The organism is Bradyrhizobium sp. AZCC 1721 (assembly GCF_036924715.1).
GTDB lineage: Bacteria > Pseudomonadota > Alphaproteobacteria > Rhizobiales > Xanthobacteraceae > Bradyrhizobium.
Genome location: NZ_JAZHSB010000001.1, coordinates 1,698,143 through 1,716,807 on the forward strand (window position 1 = coordinate 1,698,143; position 18,665 = coordinate 1,716,807).

Here is an 18,665-nt window from a genome sequence, read left to right on the forward strand (position 1 = left end):
CGGGGTCGTGGGGGCGCTATGCGTCGGTCGCGCGGCCACACCCTTGAATCGGCTTTGCAATTCGATCGGGCTTCCATCATATAGGCGCCTGATTTCCGCCGCGCGCGCCATTTGGCGACTAATAAGCTCAGGGAGAAAGTCTCGTGGCATATTCGAATACCCAACTCTTCATCAACGGCAAATGGCGTCCGAGCCAGTCGGGCAGGACCATCGCCGTGCTCAACCCGGCGACCGAGGAGACGATCGGCACCGTTGCGCATGCCGGCCGTGCCGATCTTGACGAGGCGCTGGAAGCCGCCGCCAAGGGCTTTAAGGTCTGGCGCACGGTGGCGCCGTTCGACCGCTGCAAGATCATGCGCAAGGCGGCCGCGATCATGCGCGAGCGCAATGACGAGATCGCGCCGCTGTTGACGATGGAGCAGGGCAAGACGCTGGCCGAGGCGAAAATCGAAGCGATGGCGGCGGCCGACATCATCGAGTGGTTCGCCGAGGAAGCCAAGCGCGCCTATGGAAGGGTGATCCCGGCCCGTGGTCCCGGCATTTACCAGATCGCCGTCAAGGAGCCGGTTGGCCCGGTCGCGGCCTTTTCGCCCTGGAATTTCCCGATCAACCAGGTGGTTCGCAAGCTCTCCGCGGCTCTCGCAGCCGGCTGCTCCATTATCGTCAAAGCGCCCGAGGAAACCCCGGCATCTCCGGCGCAACTGATCAAGGCATTCGCTGACGCGGGCGTGCCCGATGGCGTCATCAACCTGGTCTTCGGCGTGCCTTCGGAGATTTCGGAATATCTCATTCCGCATCCGGTGATCCGCAAGATTTCCTTCACCGGATCGACCGTCGTGGGCAAGCAGCTCTCCGCATTGGCGGGCTTGCACATGAAGCGCGCCACCATGGAGTTGGGCGGCCACGCACCGGCAATCGTGTTCAAGGATGCGGACGTCACGTCGGCGGCGAAGATTCTGGCGGCAGCGAAGTACCGCAACGCCGGCCAGGTCTGCATTTCGCCGACCCGCATGCTGGTGCAGGACGATGTGTTCCGCGAGTTCGTCGACAAGTTCGTCGAAGGCGCCAAGTCGATGAAGGTCGGCAATGGTCTCGATCCTGACTCGAAGATGGGGGCGCTCGCCAATCCGCGCCGCGTCACCGCCATCGAGGGCATGGTGCAGGATGCGGTCGGCAAGGGCGCCAGGCTCGAGACCGGGGGTCACCGCGTCGGCAACAAGGGCTATTTCTTCGAGCCGACGGTCGTCAGCGACGTGCCGAAGGACGCGCGCGCCATGAACGAGGAGCCGTTCGGCCCGCTGGCGCTGATCTCGCGGTTCTCGACCTTCGACGAGGTGGCCGAGGAGGCCAACCGCTTGCCGTTCGGTCTCGCATCCTACGCCTTCACCAGCTCGACCAAGACGGCGACCGCGATCGGCGCGGCGATCGAAGCCGGCATGGTCTCGATCAACAGTTTTGGTCTGGCCCTGCCCGAAGTGCCGTTCGGCGGCGTCAAGGATTCCGGCTACGGCTCGGAGGGTGGTACCGAGGCGATGGAGGGCTATTTCAATACCAAGTTCATCACCCAGACCGGGGTGTGAACCAGGCTGGCGAAGCCAGCCCGGCTTGCTTCGCTCATGATATGGCCCGACGCTTCACCCAGCGTCGGGCTAATTTTTTACGATCCACGCGAGCAGCAGGATGACGAGCACGATCAGGCCCGCCGACAGGCTCTTCCAGAACACCAGCGGGTCGCGCTCGTAGAGCGAGCGCCGTGACGTGACGGCAGGTTTCGCCCACATCGCGCCGTTTTCGAGCTCATGCGAGAATTCGATGACGTCGCCGTAGCGTTGCGCACGATCGACGTTGAGCGCCTTGCCGACTACCGCGTCCAGCCAGGCCGGCAGATCAGGGCGATAGCGCGAGAGGTAGGTTGGCTTGCCGAAGCGAGGCCGCGAGAACGGTTCGATTTCGCCGTAGGGATAGGCCGCAGTGAACATCCGGTACACGGTGACGCCGAGCGCATAGAGATCGGAAAATTCGTCGCCGGGCCGCCCGCCGAACAACTCCGGCGCCATGTAGCTCGGCGTGCCCGGGATATCCTCGGCCGGGAAGTCCTCGAGCAACGGCACGCGCGCGACGCCAAGGTCGACCAGCCGCAACCCGCCGGCCTTCAACAGGATCACGTTGTCGGGCTTAATGTCGCGATGGATGATGCCGGCACGATGCAGGGTGGCAACCGCGCGCGCCAGCTTGGTCGCGATGCCGATGCCTTCGGCCAGCGAAAGCTGCGGCGAACGATTGAGGCGCTGCTCCAGCGTCTCGCCCTCGTAGAGCGGCATCACCGAATAGAGACGAGTCTGCCGTTCGGCAGGCAGTTCGATGATCTCTCCGATCCACAGGCTACGCACGCGGGCCGCGACCCATGCCTCGCGGACGAAGGCGAGGCGATAGGAACCCTCACTGGCAACGCGCGGATGTGGAAACTTCAGCACGACCTCGCGGCCCTGCCGCTTGTCAATCGCCGTGAAGAGTCGGCTGTAGCGGCCGTCCGATAATATTTCGCCGAGCGTGAAATCATCGATCACGTCGCCCGTCTCAGGCAAATCCAGGATTGGAAGCGTCGCGATCGAATGGGTGAGCTCGTCCCGGTCGGCGGGTGGCAGGTCGACGACATCGAGCACCAACGCGGTCATGTTGTCGGTGGAGCCGGCACCCAGCGCCGCGTCGACGAGTGCGCGAGCGGATTCTTCCGGCGAGGTGCGCTCGCTCAATAGTAGCTGCAGGCGGTGATCGGCGAGTACGCCGTGGACGCCGTCGCTGCAGATCATAAGCCTGTCGTGCTGCCGCAACCCGACGGTGGCGTAGTCGAAGCGGGCAAAATCCTCGAAGCCGATGGCGCGGTTGAGCAGGTGAGCGAGATCACCGCGTCCGGCGATGTGGTCGGTGGTCAGCTGCTCCAGCCGCCCCTCACTCAGGCGATAGGCGCGGGTATCGCCGATGTGAATGATGTGGCAAAGCCGCCGCGACAGGATGATCGACGAGAAGGCGCAACTCATGCCGCTGAGGCGAGGATCGGTGCGGCCTTGCGTATAGATCCAGCTATTGGCGGCTTCCAGCGAGCGCGACGCCCGGCGGCGTACGCCGAGCGTCTCGGGGAGAGAATAATAGGCGTCGATGAAGCAACGAACCGCAAGCTCGGCGGCCTCGCGTCCGCCTTTGTATCCGCCGACACCGTCAGCGACGGCGGCGACGATGTCGCGGTTGCTTACCCCAGATCGGCCGAGACAGGTCCCGACATAATCCTCATTGGCGGAGCGCTTGCCGGTCTCGCTGACGAAGCCGACACGAACCCCGAGATTCCGCTGCGAACCGATTGTCACCCGCGCGACCTGTCAATTTGGCAGCGCGCGCCGTCAGACCCGCGCTCCCGATGCGGCGCCCCATGTGGTGCGCCAGCGCACCTTGACCATGGCAAGTCCGAGGAAACCAAGCAACGCCAGCAGGCCGAAAAACAGGAAGCCCGCGCCGAAGCCGCCGGTCATGCCCTTGGCGACGCCGAGGGCCTTGGCAAGAAAGAAGCCGCCGATGCCTCCGGCGCAACCCACCATGCCGGTCATCAGGCCGATCTCCTGGCGGAAGCGGAGCGGAATGAGCTGAAACACGGCGCCATTGCCCATGCCGAGCGCGAGGACTCCGATCGAGAACAGCAGCACCGACATCCAGGCGATCCGCGGCATCTCAGTGAGCGCCCAACCCGCAGCCGCTGGCGCGGCCGGCCCCTCCGGCATGAAGGCGATGACGAGATACGCCGCCACCACGACGCCAAAGAACATCGACAGTGAGCGGATGCCGCCGATGCGGTCGGCGATCAGGCCGCCGACGGGGCGGAAACCCGAACCGAAAGCGACGATCAAGGAAACCAGCAGGCCCGCCGCGACGCCTGATACGTGATATTGCACCGTGAAATACAGTGGCAACGCATTGGCCAGTCCGACGAAGCCGCCGAAGGTGATGAAGTAGAAGAACATGAACCAGCGGCTGTCGGGGTCGCGCAGCAGCGTACCATAGGCCTTCAGCGAAATCGGTTTGCGCTCTCCGGGCGCGTCCTTGGCGGCATAGGCGTAGTAGGCGAGGATCAGCACCATCGGAACGAGCAGCACGCCGAACACGGCTTGCCAGCCCCAAAGCTCGGCAATCGTCGGCGCGAACATCGTGTCGAGCACGACACCCATGTTCCCGGCGCCGGCGATCCCCATCACCACGCCCTGATATTGCGGCGGATACCAGCGGCTCGCCTGCGGCAGTGCCACTGCGAAGGAAGCGCCGCCGATGCCGAGCGCGAGACCGAAGATTTCGACCGACACGCTTGCTCGGGAGCCCGAAATAGCAAACCCAGGACGTCGCGGCGATGACGACGAGTTGCGCGACTATTCCGGTCCGTTTGGCGCCGAACAGATCGGCGAGTATGCCCATCGGCACGCGCAGCAAAGCGCCGGCCAGAACCGGGATGGCGACGAGCGTGAACTTCTCGTCGACGGCCAGGTTCATGTCATGCACGATGTAGACGATCAACGGACCGAGCGCGACCCAAGCCATGAAGCTTATGTCGAAATAGAGAAAGGCGGCGAGTAGCGTGGGCCAGTGGCCGGCCTTCTTGAATTCAGCAAACTTCATCGAGCAGCCTCGAACAGCGGCCTGTGATACCGCGCGGGCCGCGCGGTGATCTCGGCACAAAGAGACGGAATTTGGGAAGCGAGTCGGCTCGTCGTTGAGACGCACTCTAGGTCTCAGCGTCAGCAAATCACGTGCCAGACAAAGAAGCGCGCCACTTAGCGTGTATTTGCAGTACCTTGCCGGGTGCGCCCAAACTGCCGCGAATGCGGCCGCTGCTCCGTTTGTTGGCAAAACCAGCCGCCCGAACGTGCAGTGTGGTGTTTTATTATGCTGTGCGAAGTATTAACGGAAAAGCTCTCCTGAAAGCCGCCAGTCCGGTGCCGTGCTATTTCCACGGGCACATTGCCATCGAGTCACGGTGAAGTATTCGCGTTGTGCACAATGGATAGCCCTTGCGGGTGATTTTTTGGGCATCCATGCACGCGAAGGTGCAGCCAGTTCCCGATTTATCGGCTGAAGCGCTGTGTTGCGCCCGAAGAATTACGGGTTCGGCGTTGGCACGTCTCTTGAATATGCAAGATATCGATCGTCATAGTCGACGATACTCTGCCCGCCGATGGGCGCTCCTCAATCATCAACAATTCTCGCCAATCGACGATGCAGAGTTGCGTCGCCGAGCGGGGCCATCGGAACCTGAATTAGAAGGCAGAGCATGCTCGACAAAGTAAACAAGCCGAAGTTGGTGGTGATCGGCAACGGCATGGCCGGCATCCGCACGGTGGAATTGCTGCTGGACCGTGCGCCCCATCTCTATGACATCACCGTGTTCGGCTCCGAGCCATACGGCAACTACAACCGAATTCTGCTGTCGCCCGTGCTTGCCGGCGAGAAGACCGTCGACGACATCATGCTCAACACGGAGCAGTGGTACGAGGACAACGGGATCACGCTGCGCAAGGGCGAAATGATCGAGATGATCGATCGGCGTACCTGCGAAGTCGTGACGAGAGAGGGCGCGCGCGTACCCTATGATCGCCTGCTGATCGCCACCGGCTCGAACCCGATCATGTTGCCGCTTCCGGGCAAGGATCTCCGGGGCGTCATCGGCTTTCGCGATATCCAGGACGTCGAGCACATGGTCCAGGCCTCGACGAGCTTCAAGAACGCCGTCGTGATCGGCGGCGGTCTGCTCGGCCTCGAGGCGGCCAACGGCCTGATGAAGCGCGGCATGAACGTCACCGTCGTGCATCTGCTCGACACGCTGATGGAGCGCCAGCTCGATCAGGTCGCGGGCGGATTGCTGCGCAAGTCGCTGGAAGAGCGCGGCATGGTGTTCAAGATGCCGGCGCAAACGGAGGCGATTCTCGGCGAGGATCGCGTAACCGGTGTGCGCTTCGCCGACGGCGAAGAGATCCCTGCTGATCTGGTCGTGATGGCGGTCGGCATCCGCCCGAATGTCGAGCTGGCGCGCAAGGCGGGCCTCTATTGCGAGCGCGGCATCGTGGTCTCCGACACCATGCAGACCTACGACGGCCGAATCTACGCCGTCGGCGAATGCGTGCAGCACCGGCGCCAGACCTACGGGCTCGTGGCTCCCTTGTTCGACCAAGCCAAGGTCTGCGCCAACCACCTCGCCATGAAGGGATTCGCCACCTATGACGGGTCGGTGGTTTCGACCAAGCTGAAGGTGACCGGGATCGACCTGTTCTCCGCCGGCGACTTCGCGCCGGGTGCGGACAAGGAAGAGATCGTCATGCAGGACGCCTCCCGCGGCGTCTACAAGCGCATCATCCTGCGCGACAAGAAGATCGTCGGCGCCGTGCTCTATGGCGATACCATCGACGGCCCGTGGTACTTCCAGCATCTGCGCGACGGCACTGACGTTTCGCAGATGCGCGAGCGGCTGGTGTTCGGCGCCGCCAATCTCGGCGACGGTGGCCATAGCGGCAAGAACTCGGTCGCCGCCATGAGCGATGATACGGAAATCTGCGGATGCAACGGCGTCTGCAAGGGAACGATCGTCAAGGCAATCAGCGAAAAGAAACTCTTCACGATCGACGACGTGCGTGCCCACACCAAGGCGTCGTCGTCGTGCGGCTCCTGTACCGGCCTGGTCGAGCAGGTTCTCGCTTTCACGCTCGGCGGCGACTATTCGGCGGCGCCGAAGGTCAAGCCGATGTGCGCGTGCACCGATCACAGCCACGATGACGCGCGCCGCGTCATCGTCGAGAATGGATTGAAGACCATCCCCGATGTCATGAAGTTCATGGACTGGAAGACGCCGAACGGGTGCCACTCCTGCCGGCCTGCCCTGAACTATTATCTGCTCGCCACCTGGCCCGGCGAGTATCGCGACGATCAGCAGTCGCGCTACATCAACGAGCGCGTTCACGCCAATATCCAGAAGGACGGAACGTACTCTGTCGTGCCGCGGATGTGGGGCGGCGTCACGACGCCGGATGAATTGCGCGCCATCGCCGACGTCGCGGACAAGTTCAAGATTCCGACCGTCAAGGTGACCGGCGGACAGCGCATCGATCTTCTGGGCGTGAAGAAGGAGGACCTGCCCGCCGTCTGGGCCGATCTTAACAATGCAGGCATGGTGTCGGGTCATGCCTATGCCAAGGGATTGCGCACGGTGAAGACCTGTGTCGGATCGGAATGGTGCCGTTTCGGCACGCAGGATTCGACCGGCCTCGGTATCAAGCTCGAGAAGTTCATGTGGGGCTCGTGGACGCCGGCCAAGGTGAAACTCGCGGTCTCCGGTTGTCCGCGCAACTGCGCGGAAGCGACTTGCAAGGACGTCGGCGTCGTCTGCGTCGATTCCGGATTCGAGATCCATTTCGCAGGCGCTGCCGGTCTTCACATCAAGGGAACCGAATTCCTGGCCAAGGCAGCGACGGAGGAGGAGACGCTCGAAATCATTGCTGCGCTGACTCAGCTTTATCGCGAACAGGGCTGGTATCTGGAGCGCATGTACAAGTGGTGCGATCGGGTCGGCCTCGATGCGATCCGCAAGCAGGTGGTCGACGATGTCGCCAACCGCAAGGCGCTGTTCAGCCGCTTCGCCCATTCGCAGCAATTCTCGCAGAGCGATCCCTGGGCGGCGCGCGCCCAGCGCGGCGTCGACCGTAACGAATTCACCCCGCTGGCGGAGCTCGAACTCGCATGACCAAATGGATCGAAATCGGGGCGTTGAACGACATTCCCGTTCTCGGCTCGCGCGTGGTGAGGACGGCCTCGGGAGACATTGCGGTATTCCGGACCAGCGAGGACGAGGTGTTCGCGCTCGACGACCGCTGTCCGCACAAGGGCGGACCGTTGTCGCAAGGCATCGTCCACAACAAGCGCGTCACCTGTCCGCTGCACAATTTCGTCATCGAGCTCAGAAGCGGCATGGCGGTCGCGCCCGACGAGGGATGCACGCGCGCGCATCCGACCAAGGTGGAGAACGGCATGGTCTGGCTTAGCGTCCAAACGGCAGCGGTTGTGCCCGCCGAGTGAGGGTGATCGCCCGTGGCAGTGAAGACAACCTGTCCGTATTGCGGGGTCGGCTGCGGCGTTGTCGCTGACAGAGGTCCCGCTGGCGCCGTGACCGTCCGGGGCGATCCGCTTCATCCCGCCAATTTCGGGCGGCTGTGCGCGAAAGGCTCGGCTCTCGCCGAGACCATCGGCCTCGAGGGGCGGCTGCTCGCCCCTGTGGTCAACGGGGAGGAGACGAACTGGGATACGGCGCTCGATCATGTCGCGGAGGGTTTTGACAGAATCATCCGCGAGCATGGACCGGATTCGGTCGCGTTCTATGTCTCCGGCCAGATTCTCACCGAGGACTATTACGTCATCAACAAGCTCGCCAAGGGCTTCATCGGCACTGCGAACATCGACACCAACTCGCGGCTGTGCATGGCCTCGAGCGTGGCGGGCCACAAGCGTGCGTTCGGCAGCGACACCGTTCCGGGTTGCTATGAGGATCTCGAGACCGCCGATCTCCTGGTCCTCGTCGGCTCCAATGCCGCCTGGTGCCATCCGATCCTCTACCAGCGCATGGTGGCGGCCAAGGCCAGCAACCCCGCGTGCCGCATCGTCGTGATCGACCCGCGGCGGACCGCGACATGTGACGGCGCCGATCTGCACCTGCCGCTTCGCTCGGGCAGTGACTCCGTGCTGTTCAACGGGTTGCTCGCGCATCTTGCATCGCGCAATGCCATCGATCGCGCGTTCGTGGATGGCTTCACCACTGGCGCCGAAGCCGCGCTGCGGCAGGTCGCCGGCCAGACGGTCGCACAGACGGCCGACATCTGTGGGCTGGGCGAGGGCGCAGTGGCGTTGTTCTTCGACTGGTTTGCCAAAACCGAGCGGGTCGTCACGCTCTATTCGCAGGGTATCAACCAGTCGAGTAGCGGCGTCGACAAGGTCAACTCGATCATCAATTGTCATTTGTTGACCGGCCGCATCGGGCGGCCCGGTATGGGGCCGTTCTCGCTGACTGGACAACCCAACGCCATGGGCGGCCGGGAAGTCGGCGGGCTGGCCAACCAGCTCGCCGCCCATATGGAGATCGAGAACCCGCAGCACCGCGACATCGTTCAACGCTTCTGGCAATCGCCTGTGATCGCGGACAAGCAGGGCCTCAAGGCCATCGACATGTTCGACGCGGTTGCCGATCGGCGCATCAAGGCGGTCTGGATCATGTCCACCAATCCGCTGGTCAGCCTGCCCGATGCGGATCGCGTGCGCCGCGCGCTCGAGGCATGCGAACTCGTCGTCGTGTCCGATTGCATGCGGCATACCGACACCACGCGTCACGCTCACGTATTGCTGCCGGCGCTCACCTGGGGCGAAAAGGACGGCACCGTCACCAACTCCGAACGCCGCATTTCCCGGCAGCGACCGTTCTTGCCGGCGCCCGGCGCTGCAAGAGCCGATTGGCAGACCGTCTGCGACGTCGCCCGGCGCATGGGCTTTTCGGGGTTCGACTATCCGAGCGCTGCGGCGATCTTCCGCGAGCACGCCGGGCTTTCGAGTTTCGAGAATAACGGGACGCGCGATTTCGATCTGTCCGCCCTGAACACGCTCGACGACCGCGCTTACGATGCGCTTACTCCGATCCAATGGCCTGTGACGCGCGAATATCCGACCGGCACGCCGCGGATGTTCGAAACGCGCGAATTCTTTACTGCCGACCGCAAAGCCCGTTTCGTGCCGGTGACGCCGCGTGCTGCCGTGAACGCGACCAGCCGCGACTATCCGCTGGTGCTCAATACCGGGCGGGTCCGCGATCAATGGCACACCATGACGCGGACCGGGAAATCGCCGCGGCTGCTGGCGCACATCTTCGAGCCCTGTGCGGAATTCCACCCCGACGACGCACGCGCAGCCGGCGTGGAGAATGGCGGGCTTGCGCGGCTGACCAGCCCGTGGGGCGAGATGGTGGCGCGCGTCGTCGTTACCGCCGAGCAGCGGCGCGGCTGCGTGTTCGTGCCGATGCACTGGAATGGTGAGTATGCCGGCGACGGCCGGGTCAACGCGCTGGTCAATCCGGCGACCGATCCGATCTCCGGACAGCCGGAGTCCAAACACACGCCGGTCAAGGCGGCGGCTTACTTGCCGAAATGGCATGCTTTCATCCTCAGCCGCCGGGAGATCGAGCATCCCGAAGCGGGTTACTGGGTCGGCGGCCTTTCAGGGACGTGCTGGCGGATGGAGCTCGCTGGCGACGAGCGGCCGCCGAGCTGGCGCGATTGGGCGCGGGCGCAACTCCGCGTCGGGCACGACATCGAGTGGATCGCCTATCGCGATCCGAAGGTTGGCCGCTTCCGCTACGCCGCTGTTCGCGACGGCCGGCTGGAGGGTTGCGTGTTCATCGCACCCGATCACAGGCTGGTTTCGCGGTCGTGGCTCTCCGGCCTGTTCGCGGAACAGGAGTTGTCACCGAGTGCGCGGATGTCGTTGCTGACGGGACAGCCGCTCGATGCCGCTCAAGACGTCGGACCCATCGTCTGCTCGTGCTTCGGCGTGGGGCAGCATCAGATATCCGCCGAAATCCAGAAAGGTGCGGCCAGCGTCGACGACGTTGGCCGGCGCCTGAAGGCCGGCACCAATTGCGGCGCCTGCAAGCCGGAGATCGGGAAGCTTTTGCGCGGCGCGGCCGTGCGCGACCCGCATCCGGCATGAAACCGGCCGCACCCGCCGCTAATTCTTGATCGCGTAGAGCGGCGTTCGCAGCGTTAGCTGATACGATGGCTTCGGCGTCCAGGCGATCTGCGCGGTAATGCCGAACAGTCGGTTGTCGTCGTCGTCCATACGGTCGAGGTCGAACCGCACGATCGGCTGGGTGAACGCGGCAAACGGCGTCAGGTTCAGGAGCTGCGCGCCGCCGAAGTGCTGCACGCCGAAGCGGCCGGTAAGCTTCCAGTTGTTGTCCCACTGATAATAGCCGCCGACATAGCCCATGATATCGGGGCTGACGCGGGCGAGCGGGGTATCGACGAAGACTCTGGCGTATTGCGCGCCAGCGAGCAGCCCGCGCGTTTCATCCGCGTTCAGCGCGTAGTCCGCCTCGAGGATGGTGTTGTAGGCCGTCGTGGCCAGCGGCGCGTCGGAAATCGATCGCGTCGCGTTGGCTTGGATGGTGATGGTCGGAAACGTTCCGCCGTTCTGCTGATAGATGTCGGCCTGAAATCCGACGGTAAAGGCGTAGATCGAGAACGTCGTCCAGGGATCGGTACCCGCCTGCGAGGTGGCTCCGCTGACCCCGCCATACACCGAGAGCCAATCGTTGACATCGACGGTCAAGGGCAGGTCGACCGAGACGCTCTGGCTGGACGGCGAGGTCCGGGTTCGGAGCGAGGAAAGGTTCGCCAGCCTCGATAACAACGGAGGCGCGCTGAATCCGATCGAGAGCGAGCCGGCAGGCAGCGTCGAGTAGATGGTTCTCATATCGAGGTAGAAGTTCGGCAGGGCCGGCTTGGTTGTGGCCGCATCTTCCTCATCGTCGTCTTTGTCTTTTCCGAGGGCCAGACCTGAAAGGCAGAACGACACCAGCACGCCGAGCGCCAGGCTTCTGACGGATCGCGCTGGCGCGAACCTCAGCCGCCGAGGTGCAGTGGACTTGGTAATACTGGTGCTCAATCGACGCCGCCTTTGACTGGCCCACATGACCATTTGGCCGCGGCGAATACAAGCAGCGGTCGCCGCGCGGGCCCTCGATCTTGCGGCAGGTGTGGCGCGTTTGCGCCGCGTGGACAAAACCGAGGTCAAGGGATTCTGGGGCCCGGGGCAGGGCAAAGGCGTCATGTGTCGGTGACGAGTTCGCCGGATCTTTCCGTCATTTCGAAGAAATTCCGTTGGACTTCCCGATGATGGAGAACATCACGGCCGCTATGATGCCGGACAGCAGAGATGCCAGGAGAACGCCGAGGCGGACCTGCGCGAGGACGACTTCGTCGTCGAACGCGAGCGTTCCGATGAAGAGGCTCATGGTGAAACCGATGCCGGTCAGGATGGCCGTGGCATAGAATTTCGTCGTCGTGGCCCCGTCCGGCATCGCAGCGAGGCCCAGCCTGACGGCGAGCAGAGAGGCGCCGAAGACGCCGATCTGCTTGCCGATGAACAGCCCCGCGATGATCCCAAGTGGTATCGGCCCTGTCAGCTTTTCCAAGGTCAGCCCATGAAACGATACGCCTGCATTGGCGAAGGCAAAGAGCGGCACGATGGCGAAACTGACCCACGGCTTGAGTGCATGTTCGGTGTCCTCGAGCAGGCTGTGGCCATTATGCCGGGTCAGCGGCATCGCGAAGCCGACAGCGACACCGGCAAGTGTCGCATGCACGCCGGATTTGAGCACGCAGACCCAGGTGAAAAGGCCGGCGATCAAATAGAATGCGGGCCTTCGCACATCGAGCAGGTTGAGGACCACAAGCGCAGCGATGCCGAGTGCGCCGAGCCCCAGCGCCAGAACCGAAAGGTCGGCAGCATAGAACAACGCGATGACGATGATGGCCATGAGGTCGTCAATGATCGCAAGCGCCAACAGAAAAGTCTTTAGCGAGGCCGGTACCTTGCGTCCCAGCATGGCGCAGACGCCGAGCGCAAAGGCGATGTCGGTGGCTGCCGGTATGGCCCAGCCGCGCAACGCCTCGGCATCGCCCCAGTTGATCGCGGCAAAAATGGCGGCCGGCGTGACAAATCCGCCGAACGCGGCGATCACGGGCAATGCCGCTTTCTTCGGGCTCGCCAGCGCACCCTCGATCGCCTCGCGTTTGATCTCGAGGCCGACCAGCAGAAAGAACACCGCCATCAAGCCGTCGTTGATCCAGTGTTCGAGCGTCTTGCTCAGTCCGATCGATGCGATCCGCACCTCGCCGGTCGTATGCAACAGCGCCTGATACTCCGGCCCGAGCGGTGAGTTAGCGACGATGAGCGCTGCGGCTGCGGCGATGCCAAGCGCGATACCGCCATAAAGGTCGGTATTGTCGGCAATGTGAGGCGCGGCCGTCGGAGCCTTGGCCGTCGGAGTCTTGGCCGTCATGAACCAGCCTTGCCGGCCTTCTCGATGGCAACGGACAGCGCGAGCTTGGTTTCCGCCACAATGTCCTCGACCAGTTCTTCCCGGCTGACATGGGCAGCCTGGCCGGTGAGCAATCCCTGTTCGGCGAGCATGACCACGCCGTGTAGTGAGGCCCAGACCTTGAGCGCGCTCCGCTCGCGCAACAGTTCTACAGCGGGCGCCTCCAGCGCCTCTACCAGGAGCTCGAAGGTCTCCATTGCGGCACTATGCAGCTCGCTGCCTTTCGGCGCGCATGCCATGGTTCGAGACGCGAACATCAGGCGATAGATGCCGTTGCGGCGCAGGCCGAAATCAAGCGTGAGCTGCGCGAAACGCGACAGCTTCGACTGCTTCGACGGCTTTTCAAGCGCCGCACGCATCATGGCGCTGAACTGGCGAAACGCTTCGGCCGTCACGGCCGTCAGCAGCGTCTCGCGATCGGCGAAATGCTTGTAGGGCGCCGGCTGCGAGACGCCGAGTTTCTTGGCCAGCGCGCTGATGCTGATCGCTTCGGGACCGCCTAGTTCCACTTCATGCAACGCGGCTTGAACCAGGGCATCACGAAGATCCCCATGGTGGTAGGCATTCAGCGCTTTACGTGCGGGTCGAGGTGACATTCAGTTCCATGATCTATAACTTTTGCCTTGACAGCACAACGGCAACGCGAATGTAATACGATATAACTTCGCGGTGCTGCGGCGGATCTGTGCCGCTGCGCCGACGAAAGGCCGCGCGAGACAATGCGCGCCACAAAGAGGGGAACGCTGCGATGGCTGCAAAGCTGAAGATCCGCGTCGACCAGGACAAATGCCAGGGACACGCGCGCTGTAAATCACTGGCCCCCGAACTGTTCGAGCTCGACGAATTCGGCAACGCGCACGAAACAGGCGATGGTTCTGTGCCTGCGGGCCTGGAAGACAAGGCCTGGCTCGCCCAGAGTAACTGTCCGGAAATTGCCATCGAGGTGACCGAAGAATAATCCGGTCGCGGATCTTTCATCCATTACGATCTGAACGAACCAAGCAGAGGAATTGCTCCGATGTCCGATTCCGCCAGCATCATGCCCGAGCATCCGCCAGTCACCGACTGGATCAACGATTTCGACCATACCGACCCGGTGTGGACGGAAGATCCGTTTCCGATCTGGGAAGAGCTGCGCGCGGCTTCGCCGGTCGTTCATACCGACCGGTTTCTCGGCTGCTACATGCCGACCACGTACCAGGCGGTGAAGGAAATCGCCTACGACACCGAGCACTTTTCGTCCCGACGCGTGATCGTGCGCGACGTTCGCCCGGAGATTACGGCCCGCGCGCCGCCGATCACCTCCGACCCGCCCGAGCACAAGCCGGCCAAGCAGATTCTGCTGCCGCCTTTCACCCCGGACGCGATGAAGAAGCTGGAGCCGCGGGTCCGCGCGATCTGCAACGAGCTGATCGACGAGTTCATTGCCGACGGCAAATGCGACGCCGCCGCCCGCTACACCAAGCACATTCCGGTGCGCGCCATCGCGCACATGCTCGGGATTCCCGAGAAGGACGGCGACCTGTTCATCAAATGGATTCACGGCATCCTTGAACTCGGCATCAAGGACGACAACGCGCTGATGGAGGCGGTGAAGGAGATGACTGGCTATTTCGCCGGCCAGATCGAGCAACGCAAGAAGAATCCGACCGACGATCTGATCTCGACCCTGATGAAGGCGAAAGACAAGGATGGAAATCCGTTGGCTGACGAACACGTGCTGGGTTCGCTGCGGCTGCTGTTGATCGCCGGCATCGACACCACCTGGAGCGCGATCGGGTCCTCGCTGTGGCATCTGGCCAAGACGCCCGCGGACCGCGAGCGCCTCGTCAAGGAGCCGGAGCTGATGCCGCTCGCAGTTGAGGAATTGCTGCGCGCCTACTCACCGGTGACGATGGCACGTGAGGTGATGAAGGAGACGACGGTCAGCGGCTGCCCGGTCAGGCCCGGCAACATGGTGCTGCTGTCGTTCCCGGCCGCCAACCGCGATCCCGCCATGTTCCCCGATGCCGACAAGGTGGTCATCGACCGCAAGGAGAACCGGCACGCCGCGTTCGGCCTCGGCATTCACCGCTGCGTCGGCTCCAACCTCGCTCGCATGGAAATGACGGTTGCGATCGAGGAATGGCTGAAGCGGATTCCGGATTTCAGGCTCGATCCGGCCGGCAAGGTCACATGGTCGGAAGGCACCGTTCGCGGCCCGCGTCAGTTGCCCCTGCTGTTCGGGAAGGCGAGCTGAGTGCAATACGGGCGTGGCTTCACCTCTCCCGCTTGCGGGGGAGGTCGGATCGCATCATCGGTGCGATCCGGGTGGGGGCTCTCTCATACGAACGGTGCGACTCGCGGCGCCACCCCTCCGGCTCTTCGATCCAATGCGCTGCTGGCACTTGACCTCGATCTTCGCGTCGCTGAACGGCGGGATCAATAAGAAACAAGAGGCGGAGAGATACACCGCCGGCAGCAGACGGGAGGTCGTGATGAGCCGTATCTTTGGTGCAGTCTGCCAGAACGGATATGTCGTCCGCGATATCCGAGCCGCCATGGATCATTGGGTCAATGTGATTGGCGTCGGGCCCTGGTACTATATCGACAAAGTCAAGACCGATTACTTCCGCCACCGCGGCCAGGACTCCGCCATGGAGATGAGCGTAGCGCTCGCCAATTCCGGCGATGTCCAGATCGAGCTGATCCAGCAGCGCAACGACGCGCCCTCGATGTACAAGGAGTTTCTCGATTCCGGTCGCGAGGGCTTGCAGCATATGTCGTACTGGACCCGCGAATATCAGGCCCTCTACGACCGCGCGCTGTCGCTTGGCTATAAAGTGGGACACGAGGGCCAGATCGGCGGCGAAAAAGGCCGCTTCGCGTATTTCGATACCCAAGCCCATCCCGGCACCGTGGTGGAGATTTCAGACATCAGCGGAAGCAAGGGAAGTTTCTTCGAGCACATCCGCCGGGTTGCCGCCGATTGGGACGGCTCCGATCCGATCCGCGAAGTAGGTGGCCGCTGAGCGATGCGCGATCCGGCAACCGTGAAGTAACCACCGTGAAGTAACCAGAGCGCGGAAGCGTCCGCCAATAAGAACGGCAAGCGCAAGGAGAGGCGAATGGCCAGACTTCCCCTGATTGATCCGGCGACAACCAGCGGCGACGTGCGTGCGTCCTTCGATCGGATGCCGGTCGTATTGAACATCTTCCGGATGATGGCGCATGCCGAGGACGCCGCCTTCAATGCCGCCGAAAGGCGCTGCTGGCGTTCGGCCGCGAAGTGATCGAGAACGTGCGCGTCGCTGAACCGGTCTTTGCCGCCATGCGCAGGCATCTCAGCGAGCAGGAGATCGTCGAATCGATCCTTGCGATCGGCTTCTACATGACGATGGCGCGGCTGACGGAAGCGACCGAGGTTGATCTCGACCCCGCCGCTGGTATGACCGTCTTCGAGGGCGGCCAGAAGCGAACGGGCTGACATTGACCACGCCCCCGGTTGCAGCGATCATCGGCCGGGTCCAACGATGGCGTGGAGCGAAGGCAATGACAGGTGAGCCCGGTTCGAGCGGTCCGCGACCACTAGGCGAAATCGCCAGCTATCACGCCCACATCTACTACGATCCGGCGACCACGCGGGCCGAGGCCGAGCAACTTCGAAACTGGATCGGCGAGCGCTTTTCGGTCACGCTCGGACGGTGGCACGACGTCAAGGTCGGCCCGCACGATCAGGCCATGTATCAGGTCGCCTTTGCCCGCGCGGTATTTTCTGAGTTGGTCCCTTGGCTGATGCTCAACCATGGCAATCTGAGCGTTCTGGTCCATCCGAATACGACCAACCCGCGCCGCGATCATCTGGCCGATCCGATCTGGATCGGGCCGGCGCTGGCCGTACATGGCGATAAGCTGCCAGAGGACGCCGAGATGGAAGAGGCGCCGGCACCGAATACCAATCCAATTCTCCGGCCTTGAGCGCGGCTCTGCTGGCGAAAACCCCGGCTCGTTTACCAATACGAGGCTTGAACCTGTGAATTCGGCCGGTCATGATAGCCGTGAGCGATTGTCTCGATTATGCCTTACTTTGGTTTGCATTATGGTGGGACTTATTCGGTGAATCCCTTAGGAATCATTCGATTCAGAAGCGCCGATCCGGGGACGAATGGATAGAGCCAAGACCAGCGCAGCCGGGCTTGCGTCAAGCCGCGGTACCCGATTGCTCCGTGAGACGGCATTCGGGACGGCGGCGCTCGCCATGGCATTGGGGTTGGCCGCCTGGGTGACCGATTTCGACGTGGTCGGCTTGATCAAGCCCGCATCCGCGAATGTCGGCAGCACATCCTCGTTCGACGAGCGCTTCGGCACCGCCTCGGTGCGGCGTTCGCTGACCATCAACTATCCCTGGCGTGTCGCCGCCCGCCCCGAGCGCGCGGACTTCGATGCGGAGTTCGCCTACATCGAAATCCTGTTGGGCGGACAATCGCGCGAGGAGCAATCGCGCGAGGAGAACGTGCAGCCTCCGCCGCCGGCCCCGACCGTCGAAGCGGCCATCCCGCTCCCGAGGTCCCGGCCGGTCATGGCCAACCTTCAGTCGGCAAGAAGCGATCCGCCGCCGGTCTCGTCCGACAACCGCACCATGTTCGAGAAGCTTGCCGATCTGGTGCCGATGCGCTTCTCGCTGGCCTCGTTGACGCCGGGGGATGGGCTGCTCAGCGAGCGCAAGGATCTGGGGGCGCTAGGCTATGACAGTCAGACCGCCGTCTACGACATTTCGGCCCGCGCCGTTTATTTGCCGAGCGGCACCAAGCTCGAGGCACACTCAGGGCTGGGCAACCTGATGGACAATCCGGCACATGTCGACCAGCGCATGGTCGGCGCGACCCCGCCGAACGTTTACGATTTGAAGCCGCGCGAGAAACTGTTTCACGGCGTCGCGGCGCTGCGCATGACCCCGATCGGCGAAAACGAAATGCACGGGCGAACGGGCCTGCTCGTGCACAGCTACCTGCTCGGGCCGAACGGTGATTCCAACGGCTGCGTCTCGATCAAGGACTACGACAGGTTCCTGCAGGCCTACCGGAACGGCGAGGTCAAGCGGCTCGTCGTCGTGCCGAGTCTGCGCGAAGGCCTCACCGCGTCGCGGCGTTCGCCATCTCCGTCATGACCGCAGTTGCGGGCGATACCGCCGATTCCGACACCCCGCTGCGGGCGCTCTTCAAGATCAGCCTGAACGGCAAAACGGTGTCGATCGCCACCGTCGGCCAGGCCTATCGCTTCATCACCAATCTCTCCTCGATCGAATGGATCGAATTCCGCGCGCTGCATGCCGAAGCCGTGCAAGCACTGCAGGGCGCCGCTGATAACGCGATGCTGACCGTGCAGGCGACCGACGCCTTGCGTGCGCTGTTCGTCCGCGCGAAGCTGTTGTGAAGGCGCCGGCCTGTCAGTGGAAGCCCCCACGGCTGTGTCTCATGGATGCTTGAGAAATACGTCCCAAGAAAAAACGTCCCAAGGAAAA

16 protein-coding genes and 1 pseudogene are annotated in these 18,665 nt (G+C 63.1%); 12 read left to right on the forward strand and 5 right to left on the reverse strand.

Annotated features, from left to right (window positions below):
• Nucleotides 1-143: 143 nt before the first annotated feature.
• Complete coding sequence (locus tag V1273_RS08295; protein ID WP_334409222.1) at nucleotides 144-1,580, forward strand: NAD-dependent succinate-semialdehyde dehydrogenase; 1,437 nt, start codon at nucleotides 144-146, stop codon at nucleotides 1,578-1,580.
• A 69-nt stretch (nucleotides 1,581-1,649) separates the two neighbouring features.
• On the opposite strand, the gene V1273_RS08300 is transcribed toward V1273_RS08295, so the two are convergent.
• Nucleotides 1,650-3,362, reverse strand: coding sequence for a bifunctional protein-serine/threonine kinase/phosphatase (locus V1273_RS08300; protein WP_334409223.1), 1,713 nt, complete (start codon nucleotides 3,360-3,362; stop codon nucleotides 1,650-1,652).
• Between the two features lie 33 nt (nucleotides 3,363-3,395).
• Complete coding sequence (locus V1273_RS08305; RefSeq protein WP_334409224.1) at nucleotides 3,396-4,346, reverse strand: MFS transporter; 951 nt, start codon at nucleotides 4,344-4,346, stop codon at nucleotides 3,396-3,398.
• 55 nt (nucleotides 4,347-4,401) lie between these two features.
• Between V1273_RS08305 and V1273_RS08310 the strand changes: the two genes are divergently transcribed.
• The 4 genes from V1273_RS08310 to V1273_RS08325 all read left to right on the forward strand — a co-directional run bounded on the left by V1273_RS08310 (nucleotide 4,402) and on the right by V1273_RS08325 (nucleotide 10,770).
• Entirely contained in the window at nucleotides 4,402-4,614 is a 213-nt protein-coding gene (locus V1273_RS08310; RefSeq protein WP_334409225.1) for a hypothetical protein, read from the forward strand.
• A gap of 694 nt (nucleotides 4,615-5,308) precedes the next feature.
• Nucleotides 5,309-7,768, forward strand: a complete 2,460-nt coding sequence (nirB, locus tag V1273_RS08315; RefSeq protein ID WP_334367305.1) for a nitrite reductase large subunit NirB — start codon at nucleotides 5,309-5,311, stop codon at nucleotides 7,766-7,768.
• Nucleotides 7,765-8,100 carry a nitrite reductase small subunit NirD gene (gene nirD / locus V1273_RS08320; protein WP_028349497.1) on the forward strand — a complete coding sequence of 112 codons (336 nt, stop codon included), beginning with the start codon at nucleotides 7,765-7,767 and terminating at the stop codon, nucleotides 8,098-8,100. The genes nirB and nirD overlap by 4 nt, the downstream gene beginning before the upstream one ends.
• Nucleotides 8,101-8,112: 12 nt before the next feature.
• On the forward strand, nucleotides 8,113-10,770 hold the full coding sequence (locus V1273_RS08325) for a nitrate reductase (RefSeq protein ID WP_334409226.1): 2,658 nt from the start codon (nucleotides 8,113-8,115) through the stop codon (nucleotides 10,768-10,770).
• 18 nt (nucleotides 10,771-10,788) lie between these two features.
• On the opposite strand, the gene V1273_RS08330 is transcribed toward V1273_RS08325, so the two are convergent.
• From V1273_RS08330 to V1273_RS08340, 3 genes are all read right to left on the reverse strand, one after another.
• Nucleotides 10,789-11,727, reverse strand: a complete 939-nt coding sequence (locus tag V1273_RS08330) for a hypothetical protein (protein WP_334367307.1) — start codon at nucleotides 11,725-11,727, stop codon at nucleotides 10,789-10,791.
• A 196-nt stretch (nucleotides 11,728-11,923) separates the two neighbouring features.
• Nucleotides 11,924-13,126 carry a Na+/H+ antiporter NhaA gene (gene nhaA, locus V1273_RS08335; RefSeq protein WP_334409227.1) on the reverse strand — a complete coding sequence of 401 codons (1,203 nt, stop codon included), beginning with the start codon at nucleotides 13,124-13,126 and terminating at the stop codon, nucleotides 11,924-11,926.
• Nucleotides 13,123-13,761, reverse strand: coding sequence for a TetR/AcrR family transcriptional regulator (locus V1273_RS08340; protein ID WP_334367310.1), 639 nt, complete (start codon nucleotides 13,759-13,761; stop codon nucleotides 13,123-13,125). Before V1273_RS08340 ends, nhaA begins: the two co-directional genes overlap by 4 nt.
• 152 nt (nucleotides 13,762-13,913) lie before the next feature.
• On the opposite strand from V1273_RS08340, the gene V1273_RS08345 reads away from it, so the two are divergent.
• The 7 genes and pseudogenes from V1273_RS08345 (at nucleotide 13,914) to V1273_RS08375 (ending at nucleotide 18,577) form a co-directional block, all read left to right on the forward strand.
• Complete coding sequence (locus V1273_RS08345; RefSeq protein WP_334367311.1) at nucleotides 13,914-14,123, forward strand: ferredoxin; 210 nt, start codon at nucleotides 13,914-13,916, stop codon at nucleotides 14,121-14,123.
• Nucleotides 14,124-14,183: 60 nt separating this feature from the next.
• Nucleotides 14,184-15,404: a cytochrome P450 gene (locus V1273_RS08350; RefSeq protein WP_334383504.1), complete on the forward strand. Its 1,221-nt coding sequence runs from the start codon at nucleotides 14,184-14,186 to the stop codon at nucleotides 15,402-15,404.
• A 238-nt stretch (nucleotides 15,405-15,642) separates the two neighbouring features.
• Nucleotides 15,643-16,176, forward strand: a complete 534-nt coding sequence (locus tag V1273_RS08355) for a VOC family protein (protein ID WP_334369195.1) — start codon at nucleotides 15,643-15,645, stop codon at nucleotides 16,174-16,176.
• 96 nt (nucleotides 16,177-16,272) lie between these two features.
• Nucleotides 16,273-16,631: pseudogene (locus tag V1273_RS08360) on the forward strand (carboxymuconolactone decarboxylase family protein).
• 65 nt (nucleotides 16,632-16,696) lie between these two features.
• The gene (locus V1273_RS08365) at nucleotides 16,697-17,122 is read left to right on the forward strand and encodes a DOPA 4,5-dioxygenase family protein (protein ID WP_334383502.1); all 426 of its coding nucleotides are present in this window, start codon (nucleotides 16,697-16,699) and stop codon (nucleotides 17,120-17,122) included.
• Nucleotides 17,123-17,402: 280 nt separating this feature from the next.
• Nucleotides 17,403-18,311, forward strand: coding sequence for a DUF2778 domain-containing protein (locus V1273_RS08370; RefSeq protein ID WP_334409229.1), 909 nt, complete (start codon nucleotides 17,403-17,405; stop codon nucleotides 18,309-18,311).
• Nucleotides 18,308-18,577, forward strand: coding sequence for a hypothetical protein (locus tag V1273_RS08375; RefSeq protein ID WP_334367316.1), 270 nt, complete (start codon nucleotides 18,308-18,310; stop codon nucleotides 18,575-18,577). The genes V1273_RS08370 and V1273_RS08375 overlap by 4 nt, the downstream gene beginning before the upstream one ends.
• The last annotated feature ends 88 nt before the right edge of the window (nucleotides 18,578-18,665 follow it).